The 22,342-nt window shown below is 62.6% G+C and carries 12 protein-coding genes, 1 other RNA gene and 2 pseudogenes; 4 read left to right on the forward strand and 11 right to left on the reverse strand.

From position 1 onward, the window contains the following. Together LKG04_RS07455 and LKG04_RS07460 are read right to left on the reverse strand one after the other, a co-directional pair. Positions 1 to 111, reverse strand: a pseudogene (locus tag LKG04_RS07455) (PTS ascorbate transporter subunit IIB); the annotation flags it as partial. A gap of 106 nt (positions 112 to 217) precedes the next feature. Further along, a complete protein-coding gene (locus LKG04_RS07460; RefSeq protein ID WP_291760141.1) occupies positions 218 to 667 on the reverse strand; it encodes a PTS sugar transporter subunit IIA in 450 nt (149 codons plus the stop codon). Positions 668 to 1,212: 545 nt separating this feature from the next. Here LKG04_RS07460 and LKG04_RS07465 point away from each other — a divergent pair. After that, positions 1,213 to 2,289, forward strand: coding sequence for a LacI family DNA-binding transcriptional regulator (locus tag LKG04_RS07465; RefSeq protein ID WP_291760144.1), 1,077 nt, complete (start codon positions 1,213 to 1,215; stop codon positions 2,287 to 2,289). A gap of 40 nt (positions 2,290 to 2,329) precedes the next feature. Here LKG04_RS07465 and LKG04_RS07470 read toward each other — a convergent pair whose 3' ends face one another. The 5 genes from LKG04_RS07470 to ffs form a co-directional block, all read right to left on the reverse strand. Further along, entirely contained in the window at positions 2,330 to 3,484 is a 1,155-nt protein-coding gene (locus LKG04_RS07470) for a DNA polymerase III subunit delta' (RefSeq protein ID WP_291760148.1), read from the reverse strand. Then, complete coding sequence (tmk, locus tag LKG04_RS07475) at positions 3,481 to 4,284, reverse strand: dTMP kinase (RefSeq protein WP_291760151.1); 804 nt, start codon at positions 4,282 to 4,284, stop codon at positions 3,481 to 3,483. The genes LKG04_RS07470 and tmk overlap by 4 nt, the downstream gene beginning before the upstream one ends. Further along, positions 4,284 to 7,307 carry a type I DNA topoisomerase gene (gene topA / locus LKG04_RS07480; RefSeq protein WP_291760154.1) on the reverse strand — a complete coding sequence of 1,008 codons (3,024 nt, stop codon included), beginning with the start codon at positions 7,305 to 7,307 and terminating at the stop codon, positions 4,284 to 4,286. The genes tmk and topA overlap by 1 nt, the downstream gene beginning before the upstream one ends. 106 nt (positions 7,308 to 7,413) lie before the next feature. Next, positions 7,414 to 8,787 (reverse strand): phosphatase PAP2 family protein, encoded by a 1,374-nt coding sequence (locus LKG04_RS07485; protein ID WP_291760156.1) that lies wholly within the window; start codon positions 8,785 to 8,787, stop codon positions 7,414 to 7,416. 82 nt (positions 8,788 to 8,869) lie between these two features. Further along, positions 8,870 to 8,966, reverse strand: an RNA gene (gene ffs, locus LKG04_RS07490) — signal recognition particle sRNA small type. 197 nt (positions 8,967 to 9,163) lie between these two features. Here ffs and trhA point away from each other — a divergent pair. Next, on the forward strand, positions 9,164 to 9,934 hold the full coding sequence (trhA, locus tag LKG04_RS07495; protein WP_291760158.1) for a PAQR family membrane homeostasis protein TrhA: 771 nt from the start codon (positions 9,164 to 9,166) through the stop codon (positions 9,932 to 9,934). 240 nt (positions 9,935 to 10,174) lie between these two features. Here the strand turns inward: trhA and LKG04_RS07500 are convergent, their stop codons facing one another. Continuing rightward, complete coding sequence (locus LKG04_RS07500) at positions 10,175 to 14,374, reverse strand: S8 family serine peptidase (RefSeq protein WP_291760160.1); 4,200 nt, start codon at positions 14,372 to 14,374, stop codon at positions 10,175 to 10,177. A gap of 366 nt (positions 14,375 to 14,740) precedes the next feature. Beyond that, a complete protein-coding gene (locus LKG04_RS07505) occupies positions 14,741 to 15,883 on the reverse strand; it encodes an inositol-3-phosphate synthase (protein ID WP_291760163.1) in 1,143 nt (380 codons plus the stop codon). Between the two features lie 216 nt (positions 15,884 to 16,099). On the opposite strand from LKG04_RS07505, the gene LKG04_RS07510 reads away from it, so the two are divergent. Then, a complete protein-coding gene (locus tag LKG04_RS07510) occupies positions 16,100 to 18,472 on the forward strand; it encodes a transglycosylase domain-containing protein (RefSeq protein ID WP_291760166.1) in 2,373 nt (790 codons plus the stop codon). 37 nt (positions 18,473 to 18,509) lie between these two features. On the opposite strand, the gene LKG04_RS07515 is transcribed toward LKG04_RS07510, so the two are convergent. Next, entirely contained in the window at positions 18,510 to 19,712 is a 1,203-nt protein-coding gene (locus tag LKG04_RS07515) for a pyridoxal phosphate-dependent aminotransferase (RefSeq protein WP_434734841.1), read from the reverse strand. A gap of 115 nt (positions 19,713 to 19,827) precedes the next feature. Next, the gene (gene leuA, locus LKG04_RS07520) at positions 19,828 to 21,735 is read right to left on the reverse strand and encodes a 2-isopropylmalate synthase (protein WP_291760169.1); all 1,908 of its coding nucleotides are present in this window, start codon (positions 21,733 to 21,735) and stop codon (positions 19,828 to 19,830) included. A 379-nt stretch (positions 21,736 to 22,114) separates the two neighbouring features. Here leuA and LKG04_RS07525 point away from each other — a divergent pair. Next, positions 22,115 to 22,342 (forward strand): annotated as a pseudogene (locus tag LKG04_RS07525) (hypothetical protein); the annotation flags it as partial.

The following is a 22,342-nucleotide window of genomic DNA, read 5'->3' on the forward strand; positions in this document are numbered from 1 at the left end:
GGATGTCGTGACAGTGACGTCCATGCCCAGATCCGAGGCAACGGATTCGGTATTGATCTTCAGCAGCACCGACGTGCCGATGCCGTTGCCGCATACGCATAGGATGTTCATAGTTGCTCAATTCTCTCGTGGTTCTTCTATTGATTTTGTTTGCTCGGGCGGCCGGGCCGGACCGAGACGGCAGATGTTTCAGCGGTAGCGCCCCGCCGAATGGCAATCAGGATTCCAAGATGGCGCGAATGTCATCAGGCGTCGAGGCCGTGGCCAGTCGCGCGGTCTTTTCCGCATTTGACAGGGCCGATGCGATCGCCGACATCACGACGATGTGTTCATTCTCATCGCGGCCTGCCAAGCCGATCACCAGTGACACCGGATCATTGCGCTTGTTGCCGAACTCCACTGGCGTGCTCAATCGCACCCAGCTCAGTCCGGTGTGCAGCACAGCATCCGACGGCCGGGAATGGGCGAGCGCCATGCCCGGGGCGATGACGATATACGGCCCCATTTTCTCGACGGCGCCGATCATCTCCTCGGTATAGGCCTGCGTAGTGAATCCTGAAGCAACCAAGCCGTCGCCCGCCAAGCGGATGGCATCTTTCCAATCCTTGGCTTCAACATCCAGCAGGAACGAGCTATCAGGCAGGAATCCATCGATGTCAGCGGCCATATGTACGTCCTTTCTCCATTCAGTGCACGCCGCGTGTCGCATCAGCGCGCATTCTGTGTCCGGCCGGGCTCCTGCCCGGCGCGAATTGGCGTTCGCCTTCGATGGCTGCACGACCTGATCCCGGGAAAGCAAGGCAGCCGCTGCCAGCCTTCCCGATATGCCTATGACACCTCTTAGGGTTGTGCCTTTCCGCAACGCCGAGCCGGGAAAAACGAATCATTGTCCATTCTCGTCGCCGCGCTGCAGATGGTACCCGCATCTGTGCTTGCCATCGGAGTGTTCTCCAATGTCTCTGAGTATACACCTAAAATCGGCTTGCTATAAACGGTAAACGTTTTCTGATCTCTCGTCGACTACGTGTATCATGGGCTTTGGCGACTATTCCCGGCAACAACCGGCGGCAATCCGAATTGCGGCCCGCAATGCCGCGTTTGTTGAAAACGAGTACCCTGCCAATATGGACCCCATCGACCTGTCCGCCTGCACGGCATGCACCTGCGGACGGACAGGTCGAGTCCAAGGACACCATCACGTTGGGAGCAGGAATGATATCCGATTCGACGACGCCCGTCTCACACGCCTCAATCACCGACGTCGCCGCCATGGCCGGAGTGTCGACGGCGACGGTGTCGCGCGTGATCAACGGGCAGCGTGCGCAGAACGACGGCATCGCCCGGCGCGTGCTCAAAGCCGCGGATGCACTGCATTACTCCGCCAACAACGCCGCAAGCACATTGCGCAGCAATGTGACTCATCTTCTCGGGCTGATTCTGCCTGATCCGCACCAGGCTTTCGCGGCCGAGCTGCTGGCAGAGCTGGAGCCGGCCATCGAACACGCAGGCCTCCAGCTGCTCGTGGGCATCGGCCCCGATGCCCAGACCCAGCATGACCGCATTGCCGCCATGGCCACCCGGAAAGTCGACGGCCTGGTCATCGTCCCTCCTGACGATGCGCAACCCGACCCCGAGCTGGAAGCTCTCGCCCGGACCATGCCTATCGTGCAGATATCCGGGCCGGTCATCTCCTCCCGCATCAGCTGGGTGGGCATAGACCAAAGCGCCGCAATGCAGATCGCGCTCGACCATCTTTCGGCGCATAATGCGGGCGCCGTGGCTTTCTTCGGCGACACCGTCGATTCGGACGACGCCGCGGAACGGTACATGACTTTTCAGACGTCGATGAGCATGCGCAATATGGACAGCGAACCAGCCTGGACAACATTCGGCCCGAGCACCGTCACACGCGGATACGATGACGCCATGGCACTTTTCACGGCGCGGGGCAGACGGCCCGATTCCATCATCTGCTCCAGCGACGCCATAGCCGCAGGCGCGTTGATCGCCCTGCACGAATTGGGGGTGCATGTTCCTGACGAGGTCTGCATCATCGGCGCAGGAGATTCCACGATGGCACAGGCCCTGCATCCCAGCTTAAGCTCGCTGCGCCCGCCGATCGCACCGATAGTCAAGGCGACCCTGCGTCTGATGCACAAGGGACCGACGGGCAAACGCTGGCTCCCCTCCCATACCGCATTCTCTCCGCAGCTCATCGAGCGCCAGTCAACAGCGACCCCGCGCTTCGGCAGCAGCGACATGGAATTCCCCGGCATCGATCCGGGCTGAGCGGACCGCATATTTTGCCTCGATAAAAAGGCGTGGACCGCTACCGGGCCATCAGCGCGCAGAACAGGGCTTCGAAGACGAGGGCCGGGTTGCCGTTGCCGGCGAGCCTGCGCCGAGCGACAGCGATCTCCTCGAGGCATTGCACCGCGTCGACGCGCGTGAGATGGGCGGACAGCTCGGTGATGGGCGTGCGGTTCTCCAAGTTGATGAGCCCTGCCGCGTCTTCCGCATTGTTCTGCAGTATGGCGACATCGCGGTAGACGCTGGCGACCGAGTTGAGCGCGCGATCCAATATGTCGCGGCTTCGGCGCGTGCTCTGACGTTTGAGCACGTCTTTTTTGCCGATCGCATTGAAGGCCCCGCGCAGTTTGGGAGGGATGCGATCCTTTGCTCCCAACCCGTTGAGACGGCGGAACTGCACCTCGCGTTCCTCGGCCTGGCGCTGCACATCCTGCTGCGCCTGGGACTGCGCGTTCTCGATCAGGTTCGCCGCCAACAGCACGGCGTCGGAAGCGCGTTCTAGGCCTAAGACTCCAACGATAAGCTCGTCGCGGTCAGCCAACACCTGATCGTTGTTCGCATACAGCCGCGCCACGCCGATATGGCCTTCGGCCAGCCGAGCGGCCCGAGCTGCAACCTTGCGTTCGATGTGATCCTGCGCAACCAGAAAATCCGCGACAGCCGACGCCGACGGCACAGCGAGATTGACGATGCGAGTGCGCGAACGGATCGTGGGCAGGACATCCTGCGCGCTCGGAGCGCACAGGAGCCAGATGGTGCGCGGGCTGGGTTCCTCGATCTCTTTGAGCAGCACATTCGTCGTGCGCTCGAGCATGCGGTCGACGTCTTCGATGATGATAATGCGCCATGGCGCAGTGCTCGGCGTCTGTTCGGCGGTTTCTATCAGGCCGCGCACCTCATCGATGCCGATGGTCACCTTATCGGTCGCCAGAATCGTCACATCCGGGTGCGTTCCGGCAAGCACTTGCGAAGCAGCCCGCGTCGGTTCCACGCCCAGACCATGATCAGGGCTTTCCAGCGCCGCGGCGAACGCACGAGCGATATTCGAGCGGCCCGAGCCGGGAGGCCCGCAGATAAGCCATGATTGGGCGACAGCTCTCATATCTCCAGCGGCGATGGCGGAAAGCTGATCGACAATGCGCTGCTGGCCGATGATCGAGTTCCAGACGCTCATCTCGAGCCCTTCTGCGATTCGTCGTCACTGCCGCCGCCGTTGCTGACATCATCGGTCACAGCAACGCCGTCGCCCGTGGCCGAACCTACCGACGCCGGTTCCCCGTCCAGAACCGGGCCGCTAGCCAGCAGAGCATCGAAATCGGTTTTGATCTCCTGCCAGACCGCCGCAACGGGTCGCGCGGCATCGATAACCCTGAACCGCTGTGGCTCCTCGCGGGCAAGCTCCAGAAAAGCCTGCCGGGTACGTTGTTGGAATGCCGCGCCCGCGGCCTCCATGCGATCCGCGCCATGGGTAAGCCGACTGTGCGAAAGCGCCGGATCCATATCCAGCAGATAGGTGCGTGCAGGCAACAGCGAGGCACTCGCCCACACATTGAGCCGCCGCACCGCCTCGTCTGTCAGCTCGCGCCCGCCTGCCTGGTAGGCGAGCGAGGAATCCAGATAGCGGTCGCTGATGACGATGCCGCCGTGCAGCAATGCCGGGCGAATCACCTGGGCGACATGCTGCGCGCGGTCGGCGGCGAAGAGCAGCGCCTCCGCGCGCGCGGCGATGCCGCCGGTCCCTTTGCCAGTGTCTGCATCAGCTACCCAGCTGGCATATTCGACGGCATCCGGGCCGTGCTGCGGCACCCCGTGCAACAGCAACTGACGGATGGCCCGGCCCAGAGCGGTGCCGCCCGGCTCGCGCGTGACGGTAACCGCGCGCCCCAGCGATTCGGCGTATTGGCGTAGCCGCTCCACCTGCGTGCTCTTGCCGGCGCCGTCGACGCCTTCGAAGGAAATGAACAGCCCCGCCATCACTGGGCCTTGGCTGCAGCGCTTTTGCGCGTGCCCGAAGCGGCTGCGCCGGTCTTGGCGGATTTGGATTTCCCCGCGGCAGAGGATTTTGCGGCAGCCGTCTTCGAAGTGGTTGTCTTCTTCACAGCCGTTGTGTTCGCCTTGGCTTTCCTCGACGTCGACTTTGCCGTGGTTGTCGCGGCGCGGCGTCGCCCGCGGCGCTTGACCGGCCCGGCGGCGCGCTTCTCGGCGAGCAGCCGCAAAGCTTCAGCCGGCTCGATCGATTCGGGCGTGTACTGCTTGGGCAGGGTCCTGTTCGTTTCGCCATCGGTGATATACGCTCCGTAGAACCCATCTTTGATCGTCACGTTCTTGCCGGTCTCCGGATCCGCCCCAAGCTCGCGCAACGGCGGCTTGGCAGCGCCCCGGCCGCGCCCGCGGCCATATTTGGGCTGGTCGAAAAGCGCCTTGGCCTGGGCGATATCGACGGTGAAGATCTCATCCTCGCTGCCCAGCGAACGCGTTTCGCTTTTGCCGTCAGCGCTGGTTTTGGTTAGATACGGGCCGTAACGCCCATTGCTGGCCGCCACCGTCGCCTGCGAAACCTCGCCGGTCTCGGCGTTGGTCTCCTCGATCGTGCCGACTTCGCGTGGCAGACTGAGGAGTTTCAGCGCGTCTTCAAGGCTCAGCGTGTCCGGGCTCATCGACTTGAACAGCGATGCCATCTTGGGTCGGGCGGCCGTCTGCACCGCCTTTTTCGTGGTCTTTTTCGCCGTAGAGCCCGCAGCTTTAGCCGTGTCAGGGCCGGCACCCGTCGTCCCACTGTCGGCCGCGACCAACGCCACGTATGGCCCGAACCGGCCGTTGCGCACTTCGACAGTGCCGCCGGTCGCCGGATCTTTGCCGAGTTCGCGCGGACCAGAGGAATTGTGCTCGATCAGCTCGTGTCCAGCTTCGACGGTCAACTCGTCGGGCGCCATGGTGTCGGGCAGCGAGGCCCGCTTGGGATTGCCGTCGCCGTCGCTTTGGTTCATATCCTCGAGATACGGGCCGTAACGCCCGACGCGCACATGCAGACCGTCGCCGATGTCGATGGTATTGATGGCCCGTGCGTCGATCTCGCCCAGCTGCGCGACCTGCTGCTGCAACCCTTCATGGGCTTCGGCCACGCTCTTCGCCGACCCTTCGCCGAAACCGAAATAGAACCGCGTCAGCCATTCCCTGCCGGTTTCCTTGCCATGCGCGATCTGGTCGAGTCCGTTCTCCATATCGGCGGTGAACTCGTAGTCCACATACTTGGGGAATTTCGTCTCAAGCAGCTTCGTGACCGCGAACGCCAGCCAAGACGGGATCAGCGCCCTGCCGCGCTCATAGATATAGCCGCGGTCGATGATCGTCGAGATGATGCTCGCATAGGTCGAAGGCCTGCCGATCTCCTTGGCCTCAAGCGTTTTGACCAGCGAGGCCTCGGTGTAGCGGGCGGGCGGCTGAGTCTCGTGCCCGTCGGCGCCCACCTGCGAAGCGTGCAGCTCGTCGCCGACCTTCATCGGCGGCAGGGACTCGTTATCATCGGCCGTTGCGCGCAGGTTCCCGCCTGCGTCCTGCGCATCGGTTTTCGCCTCGGCAGCGTGCGCCGACTGTGGTGCGCCGCCGCCAGCACCGGAGCCGAAACGGCCCGACATCGCCCTGAGGAACCCGAGGAATTCAATAACCGTACCGGACGCTTGGAAAATCGCCTCGCCTTGCCTGCCTGCAGCAGCGGAAAACCTGACGGTTGCGGTCGAGCCGGTTGCATCGGCCATCTGCGAAGCCAGCGTGCGCTGCCAGATCAGCGTGTAAAGCCTGAGCTGGTCCGAGGGCACCTTCCCCGCCACTTCTTTCGGATCGCGGAAACGCGAACCGGCGGGCCGGATGCATTCGTGGGCCTCCTGCGCGCCTGCGGTCTTCGTGGCATACTGCTTGGGCTTGTCGGCCAGATACGACGCGCCGAAGTGGAATTGGACGGCATCGCGGGCGGCGGAAATGGCTTCCTGCGATAAGGTCACCGAATCCGTGCGCATATACGTGATGTAGCCGTTCTCGTACAGCCCTTGCGCGGCGCGCATGGTCTGGCGCGAACTCATCGAAAGCCGGTTACCGGCAGTCTGCTGCAGTGTCGACGTGGTGAATGGCGGCAACGGGCGGCGGCGATATGGTTTTGATTCGTTCGACACCACTGTGAATATGGCGTCTTGGAGCGTTTTCGCCAACGCTGTCGCACCGGCCTCGTCCAGCTGGCAGACGTTGTCTTTGAACCCGGCAGGCGTGAGTTTGCCGTCATCGCCAAAGTCCTTCGAAGCGGCCAGCCGCTTGCCGCCCAGCGATACGAGCCTAGAGGCGAAATCGACGGCATCGCCCTGAACGCTCGGCGCGCCGAGCATGGCAGTGACATCCCAATACGCGGCCTTCACGAACGCCATGCGTTCGCGCTCGCGTTCGACGATCAGCCGTGTGGCGACGGACTGCACGCGTCCTGCGGACAACCCGGGGCCGACTTTGCGCCAGAGCACCGGGGAAAGCTCGTAGCCGTAGAGCCGGTCGAGCACGCGGCGCGTCTCCTGCGCGTCGACCATATGGTCATCCACATCGCGGGTTTCGCGCAGCGACGCCTTGATGGCTTCCGGGGTGATCTCATGGAAGACCATGCGCCTGACGGGGACTTTAGGCTTGAGCGTCTGCACGAGGTGCCAGGCGATGGCTTCGCCCTCGCGATCCTCATCGGTGGCGAGGTAGAGCTCGTCGGCGCCTTTGAGCGCGGCACGCAGATCGGATACGGTTTTCTTCTTGTCGGAGCCCACGATGTAATACGGTGCAAATCCGTCGTCCACATCGACGCCGAATTTACCGAACTTGGCTTTTTGGGCGGCGGGGACCTGACTGGGCTGGGCGAGATCGCGGATATGGCCCACCGATGCCATCACGGTATAGCCTTTGCCGAGATACCCGCCGATCTTCTTGGCCTTGGTCGGGGATTCGACGATGACGAGCTTGGTGCCGTTTGCCATTGCCCCTCCTTCTTCTGTCATTCGGAACGCCATCATACGCATGCGGTATGTCGAAGCGCCAAATCCGGTGTGTGCCGCCCTGATGTTTTGGCGGTTGCCTCACTGGTCATTCCCTCGATAATGGCAGTTCAGGAGGTGCAGGCGGCGCACCCACGAGCCCAAACTTCGAAAGCGGGGATGCGGTCAGCTGACGCATGACGAGCGTCAGACCAAACACCAACGCGCTGGATGCCGCGATAAGCACAAGCGCCGAAGCGACGGCCCCGTCGTGGATCCAGCGTTCGCTCAGCGCCAGTCCGGGCTCGATCTGCCAGATGATGTAGCCAGCATACAGGCCGCCAAGCACGCCGAGCGTGATCATGACACTGGCGACGATCTGCACGCTGGGCGATGAGGCCCGTTCCCCCGGCGCGTCCATGCCGGACGCCCGTGTGCATGCGAGCACCAGCAGACCGACTGCCCCGGCGAGCAGAATCGCCATGACGACATCGGTCGGACGGTGCCAGCCGCCCACTATCACGGACAGGCCCACCAGCACCGCGTACAGGCAGGACAGCACCGCGGCCAACGCCCGCCATGCGCGGGCGACCGCGATAAGCAGCAGTATCCCGGCCGCCGCGGCCAACAGCGTATGCCCTGAAGGAGCAGAGTTTTTCTGGCTGGAAACGATGTCGCCGATGAAGGGGCGCGGCAGGAGATATTTCAGGTAATGCACGGCCCAGAACAGCGCGCCGATCACGGCCAGCTGCCCGAGCAGCCACCAGCGCCGGCGCACAGCAGCCACCAGCGCCGCGGCGGCGATTACGGCGACGCTGAGAGCAATCACGAGTTTCGAGTTGGTGAACGCATCGGTCACCGGGCGAAGCCAAGAGGCGATGAAGCCGCCCAGATCGGTGTATACGGTTTCGTCGTAATTCTGGCCGTTCATGGTGCACACGCCCAGCCACCACGCGCCTGCTGCCAATATCGCGAACAGCAGCGCAAACGCCACGCACAAAATTCGGCTGGAGATTCTCGGCCGCACGGCCAGCGGATCGAGACGTGCCAAGCCACGGTCCAAATCGCCGTCCAAATCGTTGTCCAGCTTGTTGGCGGCAGCTCCATCGGCATCGCTGCCGATAGCATCAGGCTGCGGGAACTGCGCATTGTGTGCGCGCTGCAAACCTGTCAAACCAGCGAAGTCGTCGCCATCTCGCCGCGCCCGGGCATCCGCCTGCGCCGCCGCAGCCGCGGCCGCGGCCGGGTCATGTAGTGCAGCAGGCTCGTCCAGCGGCATGAAAATAGGCATGGAGGCCTCAGGCCGACTCGAATTCCGCGCATCGTCATCTGCATCGGAGACCATGCTGTCGGCCGCGTCCGAAGCAAACCCGCCGCTCTGATCGGGCGTCACATCGCTCGCCGCATCAGGAGCCTCATGCGGCGCCGGGGCTCCCGCCGCCACATTGTGCTGTTCCACCTCGGGTTCGGTTTCCTCGCTCATGATTCCCGACTCTACGGCTAAGACCACGCCGATGCACGCCGGGAGAACGCAGTTGCGGCAAAATATGCACATATGGCATGAGATAGGAAAACCTCCACGCACCCGTCAGAGGCCGCTTACCCTTGCTGCATTCCTGCCCTGGGGGAGTTGGGCGACGTAACGCCACATGGAGGCGTTCACCAGTGTACACCACCGCACGCCGAGGTGGCGCGTCAGCCGGATTCCATTAGCAAGTTACGTTATAGTAGGTTACGATCACGTAGCTTGACAGCGTATTATTATTATATGTTCGCGGCGGCAACGCCATGCTGACTCGGCAGGAACCGCATGACCCTAGGGATCGCAGGGATCGCAGGAGTCCAGAAAGGACCGCAGGGTGAATACAGCACTTTCGCGGGGTTCGCGCTCGGCGCGCCAACCGCAGGCAGATCGGACATCGCGAGATTCACAAGCCCTGCGATCCGCGCACAAGCTCGCGTCCGAACAGGTCGGCGTCGATGCCTTCGGCATCCGCAAGCCGCGGCTGCGCGGCTGGATGCATCTGGCCATGTTCCCGTTGTGCATCGCCGCCTCGGTCGTGCTAATCTGCGTCGCGCCGGGCGGCTGGGTCAAGGCCGCATGCGCGGTATACGGTGCCTCCGCGATGCTGCTGTTCGCCAACAGCGCGGTGTTGCACGTGGTGCCGTGGACGAGCGTGCGCGTGACGAAAGTGCTGTGCGCAATCGACTATTCGAATATTTTCCTTATCATCGCCGGCACCAATACGCCGATTCTTTTCGCTTTGCCCGCCTCAATCCGCCGCCCATACCTCGCGATCATCTGGTCCACAGCCCTGATCGGCACCGTGGCGCATATCCTCTGGCTGCGCGCCCCCGGCTGGGTTTTCACCATCGTCTACGTCGTTTTAGGCCTCGCGCCCGTCACGCTGGTTCCGCAGCTGTGGTCCGCGCCGGCGGCAGGCCCGGCTCCTACGGTTCTCATTGGCGCAGGCGGCGCGGCTTACATCGCTGGCGCGGTCTGCTTCGCGATCCACAGGCCCAACCCGATCCCCGGCTGGTTCGAATACCATGAGGTCTTCCATTTGGGCACCATCATCGGCTACGTCTGCCACGCGGTCGCCGTCTATCTGGTGGTGTGCTCGTTGTAAGCCGCAGCCCGTTCCGCAGTGCCATCCCATCGATATTCGATTCCTGTGGCTTCACAGCGCCAGCAACCCCGTCGAGCGGCGAAAACACAGGACGGAACAGCATATAAACGGCTTGTGGCCTCGGACTCGTTATGAGTCCGAGGCCACAAGCCTTCAGTGCGTCAGTGGCTGCATTCTGCGGCTCCTCGGTGCAGAACTATCCTCAGTCCAAGGAGCCGACAGACGCTCGCCATCGGTTATTCAGCGGTGCGTTTGGGCATCGTCGTTCGCTCGGCGACGCGCAAGCATCATCCCGGAGCCCAGCGCGAGCGAGATGACGGCCAGCACGGCCACAACGGAGACCGCTGCGCCGGTCGTGCTCAGCTGGCCATGCTCGCCCTCGACAGGCGTGGCCGGCGTCGAGCCCTCGCCGCCATTGCTGGAGTCACCACTCTGCTCGGCAGGCTTAGCCAAGGCCTTCTGCGCCTCAGCCAACGCCTTGGTCGCAGCGTCAACCTGCTCCTGAGTGGCCTTCCCATCGGCGAGCACCTGCTTGGCGGCGGCAAGCGCCTTGGAGAACCCACCCCAAGAATCCTTTGTGTAATCGGACTCCTTGAGCTTGCCCGCAGCGTCGACTGCAGCCTGCAGCTTGGTCTTGTCCACCACGACCGGCTTGGCCAACGCAGCCTGAGCGTCAGCCAAGGCCTTGGCGGCTGCATCCACCTGAGCCTGCGTCGCATGCGGATCGGCGAGCACCTGCTTGGCGGCGGCAAGCGCCTTGGCGAACCCACCCCAAGAATCCTTTGTGTAATCGGACTCCTTGAGCTTGCCCGCAGCGTCGACTGCGGCCTGCAGCTTGGTCTTGTCCACCAGGCTGTCGATGTCGAGCGTCAGTGGATCGTCGGACTTGTCGGGAAGGGCGCCGAACGTATGCAGCGTCAGGGTCTGTACCTTGCTCGTATCCGCACCAGCCTTGGCATTGACCGCGACGGTCGTATCCTGCTGATCGGGGAAGAAGCTCTCGCCACCCTCGGCATCGGCGTCGTTCTTGGCCCCGAACCAGAGCGATGGCGCATAGGCGTCGAAACTCAGGGTTCCGTTCACGTCCCCGGTCTTCTGATCAAGGCCAACCGAGTCGGCGATGTAGGAGTCAGGTGCGTCCTCGGCATACACCGATTCAGTCTGCACACCGAATCCGATCTGGGCACTCTTGCTGTCCTCGGTAAAGCCAAGGGCGCCAAGGCTGAGGCTGAACACCACCTGGTTGGAATCAGAGATGAAGGAGTCATCGATCGGTTCCACATCGGAGAGTTCGCCGGTATTGAGATCGAAGACCTCGACCCACGCGGTGTCGTACTGCGTGTAGCCGATGGTGGTGAAGACCGTGGCGAAGTAGTCCGCAGCGTCGTCGCCATTGGTGTCGATGAGGACATCAGGGACGAAGTCATTGCCCAGGTGGTTCCAGGTCTTGTCCGTCACGATACCGAAGTTCACCAAGCCATCGGATGGATCGCTCAGCTGCGGTGCAGTCGTCGAATACCCGACTGCGCGGATGTCCGCCGACTGTAGGCTACGCACAGCCTGCGTGTTCGGATCGTCATTCACACCGTAGCCGTCGGCCGCGGACTGCGCGGCGAGCACGAGCGGCACGGCCTGGGAGTCGTAGGATTGCTCGGCTGCGCCTTGGCTGAAGCCATGGCCTGCGATGTTCAGTGCGCGAGACCCGTCGGCCGCGGCGGTGTAGATGGCGTCAGTCTCAGAGACCGGCCGCGGAGCGGAGGAGACCGCCACACGCAGGTTGAAGGCGTCTTCGGCCTTGTCCGCCGGAGTCAGCTTCACGATGCCTGAGGCGTCGGTGACATAGCTTGTGGGCATACCGCCGACGTTGTCGGCTTGCGTCGCATCGAGCGTGTGGCGCAGCGCGGACTGGTTCGGGATGCTCAGCGTCACGTCGAAAGTGGCGCTGGAGTGCGGCTGGACCGTAATCGAGCCCGTGCTCACCGTGTAGTTCACGCCAGGCGTCGAGGTGCGAGGATCGTACGAGACCGCATACGTGCGGGTCTGATCGGTCGTGTTGGCCACAGTGAAAGTCTTGGTGGCCTTGTAGCCGTCCTTCGGCACTTGGACGATGCCGAACTGGCCGGTCACGGCAACCGCGTCATCAGAGGAGACCTGCACGCCGTTTTCGACGGCGGCGAGGGCGTCGATGCGGCCGGTGCCGACGCGCAGCGGACCGTATGCCTTCGCGCGGTCAGCGGTCAGCACGTCGTGATCCGCAGTATTGATCAGCTGCTGCTTGACCTGGTAGGCGTCCCAATCGGGGTGGGCGGAACGCACCAAAGCGACGACGCCCGCCGTGAGCGGGGTGGCCATCGAGGTGCCACTCATGATCTCTGCGTCGCTGCCCGTGCCTGCGGACGCCGAGATGATGCCGACGCCGGGAGCCGCCACATCAGGCTTGACCGTGCCATCGTACGAACCGTGGATGCCACGAGACGTGAAGGATGCAATCGTGTCCGCGCTCTCAGCGGAATAGTCCGCGTCGAGGCTCAGCCGCAGCGTGGAAGACAGCGTGAGCGTCAGAGCGCCATCGTCAATGGCCTTCTGCAGATCCTTGTTGTCGCTGGCGTTCTTGACCAGCTGGAATCCGGGGATGCCTGCGTTGCCGGCGATGCCCGCCTCGGGGATGTTGTACGAAGAGCCGAAGACGATGCCGATGGCGCCCGCCTCCTCAGCAGTGTTGAACCGCTGGCCGGAACCGCAAGCCCTGGTTGAATCGTCATCATCCCAGTAGACATAGGCGATATTGCCTTTGACTGCGGCCGCTTCTTCAGCGGAGTAGGGAGAGCATCCATCAAGATTCGGTGTTTCACCGTCTTCAGCCACACCGGTGACGCGCACCACCTTGCCGGTCACCGAGAAATCGTCAAGCTTCGTGTAATTCTGCGAATACTGGCCGGCGAGCTTCTGGCCTTTGAGCGATGCAGGGCCATCGGCCACTTCAACCGCGTCCTGCAGCGTCTTGCCGCTCTGGCTGGCCGCCACGGTCAGCGCGCTGTGCGCGGTGCCTGGAGCGCCCATGATATCGGTGACATCGCCGTCGTTGCCCGCGGCGATGACGGACAGCACGCCGTCCTTGGCCAAGGCGTCAACCTGGACGTTCTCGGGGTCGTCGCTCTGTCCGAAGGAGCCGCCGAGCGACATCGACACGATTTCGATCTTGTCGGCCGGCTTGGCGGTGAGATTATGCTGCGCGACCCAGTCCAAAGCCTGTCCCACCAGCTCGGTGCTACCGCCCAAATCGCCGAAGACCTTCAGCGAATAGAGCCCGGCATCGGGAGCGGCGCCTGGGCCGATCTCCATGCCAGCCACATCGCCCTCAGTCAGTTTCGTGTAATCGCCGTCGAAGGACTTGCCGTCCTTGGTCACGCCATAGCCGGCGACCGAGCCGGCGACATGGGTGCCGTGGTGGCCGCCGACGCCGTCGATGGGGTTGTCGTCGGGTTTGGCATTGTCGTAGTCGGCATCGCCATCGCCATTCGTGTCCGTGCCGTACACTGGCCCGGCGAAATCTTTGCCGCCTTTGAACTTGGCCTTGTCGAGCAGCTTGCTCACCGTGGGATCGGTCAGCGGGTTGCCGGTCGTCTTGTAGGCTTCTTCGTAGGCCTGAGACGTGCCCGCTCCGCCGAAGTCGGCATGCGTGTAATCCAGTCCGGTATCGACGACGGCGACGTTGACGCCGTTGCCGGTCTGGCCGGTCTGCGACCACGATTTGACGGCGTTGACGAGCTGGTCGCTGTTCTTGTTCGTCGGCACTTCAGTGCCTGCGGCCTTCTTGGCCGCCGCTTCGGCGCTTTTGGCCTTGGCTTTTTCGCTGGCCGTCGCCTGCTTGGTCGACGTGGTGGTCGGCGTCGCAGCCGGGTCGCTCACCGCAGTCTTGGGCGTGAGCGGGGTGATGGAGAGCACGGACTTGTTCTTGGCCAAGGCCCTGAGCGAAGCGGCATCAGCGGTCACCGCCACACCGGCGATGCTGTATGACGCGACGTAGAGCTGCTCGGCCTTCTTGTCCTCCGCTTTAAGGGCGCCAAAGACCTTCTTCGCCGTCTTAGCGGCATCTTTAGCCTTCGCCACACCCTGCTTGTTGGCCGCCTTTTCCTTTTGCGCGTCCGATGCGGCATCTCGTTGCCTATCGAGCTGGGCGCGAACCTGCACCTTCTCCTCAACGCCCGAAGTCGCGGTCGTTCGAATGAATGCGCTGACCGTGCCGGTGGCGCGCCTGAGCTGCGGCGAAACCTTCGCCTTCAGTGGCTTTGCATTCTTCGCAATCTGTTCCGAAATCGACTTCGGTAGCTGCGAACCGCCAGGCGTGTCTGCAAAAGCGACATTCGGCAATCCTCCCGCCATGGCTGCGCATACCGCGACCGCAGCCCAACGAGACCATCGTGATGACTGATGACTCATGTTGTTTCTTCCCCTTGTATGCGGCCCTTTCGTGATTGAAAGAGCATTTCAGCAGTTTCCCACCTGATAGTTACAAAATCATTACGATTTCTTGATTACTGAGCTGCCTGCGAAGATTTCTGGAATACTTTATTGTTATACCCCGTTATCATCCGGTGAATTTGCTGGGATGCGCCAACCCTGACGACACGCGCGGATCGGGATCGCGAGACAGGCAAGGCACGCAGCGATGGAGCCTGCAGAGAACGAGAAAAGCCTGCGGGCGAACGCATGCGTATGCGTTCGCCCGCAGGCTTGCAGTATCGGCTGCCGTGTCCGTGCCTAGGCACAGGCCCGGCAATCAGCCAATAATCACATAATTACCGCTCAGGCGTGCCAGACGTCCTTGCCATTCGCCTTGGCCGCTTGCACATCGGCGTCAAGCTGTTCTTCGGTGGATTCCACATCGCCGGCGATGAACTTCTCAACGAGCTGGCGGGCCTCTCCATCCTCATGCTGCACGGCCGGGGACTTCATGAAATATGAACTCGGCGCGAGCACCGGGCCGGCGAGATGGCGGTCGAGCGCGATCTTGGCTGCGCGCACCGCATCGATCACGATGCCGGCGGAGTTCGGCGAATCCCACACTTCAAGACGATATTCGAGGTTCAACGGCACGTCGCCGAAGGTTGTGCCTTCCAACCGCACAAACGCGAGCTTGCGGTCGTCGAGCCATGCCACGTAATCCGACGGCCCGATATGCACATTGTGGCTCTCCATGTCGTGCGGCACGATGGAAGTGACGGCGCGGGTCTTCGAGATCTTCTTGGACTCCAGGCGGGTGCGCTGCAGCATGTTCATGAAGTCCATGTTGCCGCCCACGTTGAGCTGGTACGTGCGGTCAAGCCGCACGCCGCGATCCTCGAACAGGCGCGCCATGACACGGTGCGTGATGGTGGCGCCGACCTGGCTTTTGATGTCGTCGCCCACGATCGGCAGGCCGGCATCGCGGAACTTCTGCGCCCACTCCGGGTCGGAGGCGATGAATACAGGCAGGCAGTTGACGAATGCGCAGCCTGCGTCCATGGCCGCCTGCGCATAAGCCTTGTCTGCCTGTTCGGAACCAACGGGCAAGTAGCTGACCAGCACGTCGACCTTCTTGTCCTTGAGCTCCTTGACCACATCAACGGGCTCGGCAGGCGACTCTTCGATCATCTCGCGGTAATACTGCCCCAAGCCATCATACGTCGGCCCGCGCAGCACCTCGACGCCGAGGTCGGGTACGTCAGCGAATTTGATCGTGTTGTTCTGCGAGGCGCCGATTGCCTCGGACAGATCCTTGCCCACCTTGAGCGCATCCACGTCGAAGGCAGTCACGAACTCGATGTCCCGCACGCGGTAGCCACCGAAATTATTGTGCATCAGGCCGGGAATCTTGTCGTCATCGGCAGCGTCCTTGTAATATACGACGCCCTGTACCAGCGACGAAGCGCAGTTGCCCACGCCGGCGATTGCTACGCGAATGCTCATATCGACTCCTCTATATATATGTAGCGCGTTACGTATTCCAACACTCAAGCATAGCCCCGAACTTGGAGAACCGCTCGCAACCGAAGCCCCGCACCGCCTTTGGCACGTTCCTTCGCCATATTCGCCGCAGCAGGATGCGCGGCCGAAGCTCGCGCCGATTTGTGGCGATTGCGCGAACAACAGCCGTTTTTCAGGGGATTCGGCTACCGTGGTGGCATGGCTTTTCAGACTCGCACCGTTTCATCACATGCCTACGGCACTGCCGGACGCACCGCAGCCGTGCGTTCAGCGGCATCCCCGCGGCGCGCGTCCAGCAGCTCCCATCGCGCCAGCGGATCAGGCCAGTTCAATCGGGCCGGCATGGACAATCGCGGCAACCGCAACGGCCGCAACAGGAAGAGCCACAGGCGCGGTAGGCATCGCATCCTCAAATGGACGCTGGGCATCATCGGCACGCTGCTGGCGATCGGCATCGCAGCTTTCGCATACCTGTACATCACGACGGACATACCGCCGGCCGAGAAGGTCGCGCTGTCGTCCAAAACCACGGTGTATTACGCTGATGGCACTACCGAGATCGGTTCTTTCGCGAACCAGAACCGCGAAATCATCAGTTGCGGCGCGCTGCCCAAATACATCGGCCAAGCCGTCGTCTCCTCCGAGAACCGCTCCTTCTACACCGATAAAGGCATCGATCTCAAAGGCATCGGCCGCGCGCTGTTCAACAACATCACCACCGGATCGCGCCAAGGCGGCTCCACGATCACCCAGCAGTACGCCGAACGATATTATCTGGGCGAAACCACCTCGTATCCCGGCAAGCTGCGCGAAGCCGTGCTTGCCGTGAAAATCGCCCAGTCGCAGGACAAGGACCAGGTGCTGTGCAATTACATGAACACCATTTATTTCGGGCGGGGCGCGTATGGGATCCAAGCTGCGGCGAAAACCTACTTCAACAAAGGCGCCAGGGATCTGAGCGTGCCTGAGGCCGCCATGCTCGCCGGCATTATCCCCTCGCCCAGCAATTGGGATCCAGCCGAAAACCCGACCCGGGCGAAAAGCCGTTTCGAGCGCGTGATCACGATCATGCGCGAAGACGGCTATATCAGCAGCCAGCAGGCGGCGGCCGCGAAATTCCCTGACACCATCAAAGGCGCGCAGCAAGACACCTACGCCGGGCAGCAGGGCTATCTGCTGCGAATGGTCAGGGACGAGCTCACCGGCGACAAGACCTTCACCAAGGACGAGCTCGACACCGGCGGTTACAAGATCGTCACGACAATCGACAAGGCCAAGCAGGACATGATATTCAAGACCGCCAGCCCGTCGCAGGACGGCAAAGGCCTCGTGCCCGCCGGATTGCAGACCGGCGCCATGTCCGTCAATCCGAAAGACGGTTCGATCGTCGCGATCTACGCCGGCGACGACTATCTGAAGAAACAGCTGAACAATGCGACGCAGGCCCTCTACGAGCCAGGCTCAACGATGAAGCCTTTCGGCCTGATCGGCGCGATCCAAAGCGGCGTGAGCCTGAACACCACGTTCAACGGCAATTCGCCGCGCACGTATGATGGACTCACCTCGCCTGTGCGCAACTTCGGCAATGTCAGCTACGGGTACATCAACCTGTACACCGCAACGGCCAACTCGGTCAACACCGTGTACATGGACATCCAGCAGCATCTCGGCGCCAAGAAAATCGCGCAGATCGCCAACGAGGCCGGCGTCAGCAGCGCCCGCGTCACTGGTGACAACCCCTTCACCATTCTGGGCAACGACGGTGTGCATGTGGAGGATATCGCGCAGGCATATGCCACGATCGCCAACCAGGGCCGCAAGCCGAAACTCCACATCGTGGCGAGCGTCAGGGACGCCGGCGGCAACGCGATGTTCAAGGCCCCTACGACGAGCACACAGGTTTTCGATGCCAATACCACGGCCCTCGTGGCCAAGGCCATGACCGGAACCGTTCAGAACGGCTCGGCTCGGGAGGCCCGGCGCATCGGCAAAACGATCGCGGCGAAAACCGGCACCGCGAACGATGCAACGGCAGGAAGCGTCGTGGGCTTCACGCCGAACACGGTCAGCGTATTCGCCATGTGGTATCCGGACGCGAGCGGCAACCCGCAGCGGATCCCGGCCTTCGCCGGCTACAGCGGCGGCAGCGATTACGCTGTGCACATGTTCACGCAGTACATGACCGAGGCATTGGCAGACACGCCTGACGAAGCTTTCCCCACAGTCACCGACAACGGCAGGATCGGCGGCTCGGACGGCGATTGGGGTACTGGAGCGAAAACCTGGCAGCGGCAGCAGGCCGAGGCCGAGGCGAAACGCAGGGCCGCTGAGGAAGCCCAAAAGCAAGCCGAAGAGGACGCCGCCAAGAAGGCGCAGGAAGAGGCTGACCAGAACAACACCACCCAGCCGGATCAATCAGATGAATCGCCGCAGCCGAGCCAAGACTCATCGTCATCATCGTCTTCGCAGTCCTCACAGTCTCAAGAGCAATCCGGCACCGTCGGTTCCGGCTCCGGAGCCGGCGCACAAAAACCGCCCGTTCAGGGGAGCAATTCAGGTTCGGGACGATGAAGCGCAGCGCACGGGCGTAGTGGCCGCAAGCACCCGGCTATTTCAGCGCAGCGGCGATGCGCCCGATGGCTTGCTGCAATTGCTCCTGCGGCTTGAGCAAACTCAGGCGGACATAATCGAGGCCGACCGAGCCGAAGCATGAACCAGGGAGCACGGCGACCTGCGCTGTGTCGAGCAAATAGCCGGCCAACCGATCGCCGTTCCAACCACTTGGGACTTGCGCCCACACGTAGATGCCGCCGGGCGAGCCGAAGACGTGCAACCCGGCACGTTCGAGCCCTTCGGCCACGACGCGTCGCCTGTCGGCATAGCGTTCGGCCAGCTCGGCCACGCAGCTCTGATCGCTGTTCAGCGCCACCGTGCCCGCGTCCTGCACGCTGCCGGTAATCATCGAGCACATCTGGTAGTGGTAGTGCTTCAGACGGTCGATAATAGCCGAGTTGCCGGCCACGAACCCGGCGCGCCACCCCGCCATCGCGTACATTTTGGACAATGAGCACACCTCGACCGACACGTCGAAAGCCCTCGGAATCTCAAGCAGGCTGTGCTGCTGGGCGTCAGGGCCGCCCACGCCAAGCCCGCAGTAGGCGTAGTCGTGCACAATGACGAAATGATGCCGCCTGGCCAGATCGACCGCTTGCTGCAGGAATCCGAGCGGGGCCTGCGCGCCGGTGGGGTTGTTGGGGTAGTTGAGCACCAGCAGCTTGACATGGTCCCAAGTCCGCGCTGGAACGGCATCGAGATCCGGCAGGAAACCGCGGTCGGCGAGCGCCGGCAGCAGCACTTCCTCGGCGCGGCACATGTGCGCCATGCAATGGTACGAGGGGTAATACGGGTCGGCGAAGGCCACTGCGTCTCCCGGGTCGACGAGAATCGCATACAGCCCTGCCAGCGCGTCGACGGCTCCTACCACGGCGAACACCTGCGTCGGCCACTCAAGCTCCACGCCATGCTCGCGCTCGTACCATCCGGCCGCCGCCTCAAGGTACGGCGTCTTGCCATCGAACGCGGTATACCGCGCGTTGAGCGGATCATCCACGCCCCGTTTGGCCTCATCCCGGATGAATTGCGCCGGGTAGGCGTCCGGATTGCCTTTCGCCAAGTCGATCACATCCGCGCCCTGCGCAACGGCCCGGGCGACCTTGCCGTCCATGACCGCGAACACGTTGGACGGTATGGATTCGCCGATCGAGGCAAAAGGAACCGGGCAGGCCTGCGCCGGCGTTGTTGATGAAGCCATCTGCGCAATCCTTTCTCTGGCCGCCTGCGCCCTGCTGGCGGCCGAACGTCTCACCGTGATTGTATCCGCAGTATGTTGCAGACCGCAGCCATACCGCCCATGACGGTGTCGCGGTTCACCGCTGCGCGCGGTTGATGGCGGAGATGATGGCCTTCAGGGAGCTGGTAGTGATCGAGGAATCCACGCCTACGCCCCAGATGATCTTCGACTCGCCCTCTTCGCCGATCTGGCATTCGACGTAGGAGGCCGCCATGGCGTCGGAGCCGGCAGTCATGGCGTGCTCGGCGTAGTCCATTACCGAAACGGTGATGCCCAAGGTGCGGACCGCGTTGAGGAATGCGGCGAGCGGGCCGTTGCCGAAGCCGGAGATCTCGCGCTCGGCGGGCGCCGCGTCAGACGAGGCGCCGCGGTCGAGGAGCCGCACCTTGATGACGGTATCCGAACCGTCCTCGCCGGATGACGACGAGACCTTGAGCAGCTTCAGGCGGCCCCACTGCTTGAGCGTCGCGTCGCCGTTGTCGCTCACGATCATGGCGGCGTCTGTTACGCCGCCAGCCTCGACCGGCAGATACTCGTCCTTGAACAGGCGCCAGATGTCCTCGTCCTTGACTTCCTTCTTCGTCTGGTCGGCGTAGTTCTGCACGATCTTGTCGAACTCGATCTGCAGGCGCTTGGGCAGATCGAAATTGTGATTGGTTTTGAGCAGGTAGGCCATGCCGCCCTTGCCGGACTGCGAGTTGACGCGGATGATGGCCTCGTAGCTGCGGCCGACGTCCTTGGGATCTATCGGCAGATACGGCACGAGCCATACGAAGCGATCAAGGTCCGCTCCGGAGCGCTGCGCCGCCATTTCGCGCGCGTCGAGGCCTTTTTTGATGGCGTCCTGATGCGACCCGGAGAAAGCCGTGAATACGAAGTTGCCTGCATAGGGGTGACGTTCCGAGATTGCGATCTGGTTGCAGTATTCGACGGTTTTGCGGATCTCGGGCACATTCGAGTAGTCGATCTGCGGATCGATGCCCTGAGTGAGCAGATTGAGGCCCAAGGTCACCAAGTCGACATTGCCGGTGCGTTCGCCATTGCCCAGCAGACATCCCTCGACGCGGTCGACGCCGGCCAGCAGCGCCAGCTCGGTGGCGGCCACGGCCATGCCCTCGTCGTTGTGCGGGTGCACGGAGAGCACGACGCAATCGCGATCCTGCAGGTGGTTGGACATGTATTCCATCTCGTCGGCGAAAACGTTCGGCGTGGTCATCTCCACTGTGGCGGGCAGGTTGATGATGATCTCACGCTCAGGCGTAGGTTTGATGACATCGATCACCGCATTGCACACCTCCGCCGCGTACCCGGGTTCGGTGCCGGTGAAGGACTCCGGCGAATACTCGTAGAACAGTTCGGTGCCGCCCGCTTCGGCCTCAAGCTCCTTGCAGAGGGCGGCCGCATCGGTGGCGAGCTTGGCGATGCCCGCCTTGTCCTTGCGGAACACGACCTCGCGCTGGAGCACGGAAACCGAATTGTAGAAGTGCACGACGGCTCGCCGCGCGCCGCGGAGGCACTCGTAGGTCTTGCGGATCAAGTGTTCGCGCGCCTGCGTGAGCACGATGATGGTCACATCATCGGGAATGAGCTCGCGTTCGATGAGCATGCGGATGAAGTCGTAATCGGTCTGCGAGGCGCTTGGGAAGCCGACTTCGATCTCCTTGAAGCCCATCGAAACGAGTAGGTTCCAGAAACGCAGCTTGCGCTCCGGATCCATCGGGTTGACCAGTGCCTGGTTGCCGTCGCGCAAGTCGACCGAAGCCCAGCGCGGCGCGCGCTGCAGGGTCCTGCCCGGCCAGGTGCGCTCCGGATAGTCGAAAGGGATCTGCTTGCTGTAGGCCACGTACTTGGTATAGGGCATGGCGCTCGGCTTCTGCGGTGCCCCGATAAATCTGCGCGGAGGCAGCAGCAGGTCGTTGTTCCCCCCATTGGACTTTGCGGCTTGCGCCGCGAGATCAAACACTGATGATTGATCCTGACCCATCACTCCTCCTTCGTTTCGCTCTGTTGTGCTGACGCACCGAGAATGGCATTGGCGTGGCGTTGCCTTGGCAGTTGTGTGCGGCTGTCTCGACAAAAAGCCCTCGAAGCCCACCGCACAGCGGCAGGAATCGTTAATATGCGCGTAACATACGGGCACGTGGCTCAGTGTAATCACGGGATTGCCCCGCCTTGTCAGCCGACCGCATGCTGGACGCGGACAGGTGCCGCAGACGCGAACACACGGCGGCAGGCACCGGTGACCGGCACAGCGCGGGCCGCCGCAAAAAATGGACGGAGGCGTTGCAGGCGCGAGTAGACTGGCAGCGTGCGGACGGATTGGCTGCGGGTCTCGCAGCTCCGCGGCTCCGCGGCTCCGCGCAATGGTTGCGTTCTATAGTTCGAGAAATCAAGGCAGGTTACGGCAAGTGCGCATAGCTTTCGTGTTCGATGATACGCTCGATGTCCTCGACGGGGTTCAGCATCACATCATTACGTTGGGGCGCGAAGTGGCGCGGCGCGGCCATCATGTGGAATATCTGGTCGGGCAGACCGAGCACTCCCCCGTCCCTGGCGCTCATTCGCTGGCCCGGAACATGATGGTCTCCTTC

Source organism: Bifidobacterium sp. (assembly GCF_022640935.1).
GTDB lineage: Bacteria > Actinomycetota > Actinomycetes > Actinomycetales > Bifidobacteriaceae > Bifidobacterium.

Coding starts and splice junctions, on each gene's coding strand:
- LKG04_RS07460 (WP_291760141.1), bottom strand. CDS start 667: ATGGCCGCTGACATCGATGGATTCCTGCCTGATAGCTCGTTCCTGCTG.
- LKG04_RS07465 (WP_291760144.1), top strand. CDS start 1,213: ATGATATCCGATTCGACGACGCCCGTCTCACACGCCTCAATCACCGAC.
- LKG04_RS07470 (WP_291760148.1), bottom strand. CDS start 3,484: ATGAGCGTCTGGAACTCGATCATCGGCCAGCAGCGCATTGTCGATCAG.
- tmk (WP_291760151.1), bottom strand. CDS start 4,284: ATGGCGGGGCTGTTCATTTCCTTCGAAGGCGTCGACGGCGCCGGCAAG.
- topA (WP_291760154.1), bottom strand. CDS start 7,307: ATGGCAAACGGCACCAAGCTCGTCATCGTCGAATCCCCGACCAAGGCC.
- LKG04_RS07485 (WP_291760156.1), bottom strand. CDS start 8,787: ATGAGCGAGGAAACCGAACCCGAGGTGGAACAGCACAATGTGGCGGCG.
- LKG04_RS07500 (WP_291760160.1), bottom strand. CDS start 14,374: ATGAGTCATCAGTCATCACGATGGTCTCGTTGGGCTGCGGTCGCGGTA.
- LKG04_RS07505 (WP_291760163.1), bottom strand. CDS start 15,883: ATGAGCATTCGCGTAGCAATCGCCGGCGTGGGCAACTGCGCTTCGTCG.
- LKG04_RS07510 (WP_291760166.1), top strand. CDS start 16,100: ATGGCTTTTCAGACTCGCACCGTTTCATCACATGCCTACGGCACTGCC.
- LKG04_RS07515 (WP_434734841.1), bottom strand. CDS start 19,712: ATGGCTTCATCAACAACGCCGGCGCAGGCCTGCCCGGTTCCTTTTGCC.
- leuA (WP_291760169.1), bottom strand. CDS start 21,735: ATGGGTCAGGATCAATCATCAGTGTTTGATCTCGCGGCGCAAGCCGCA.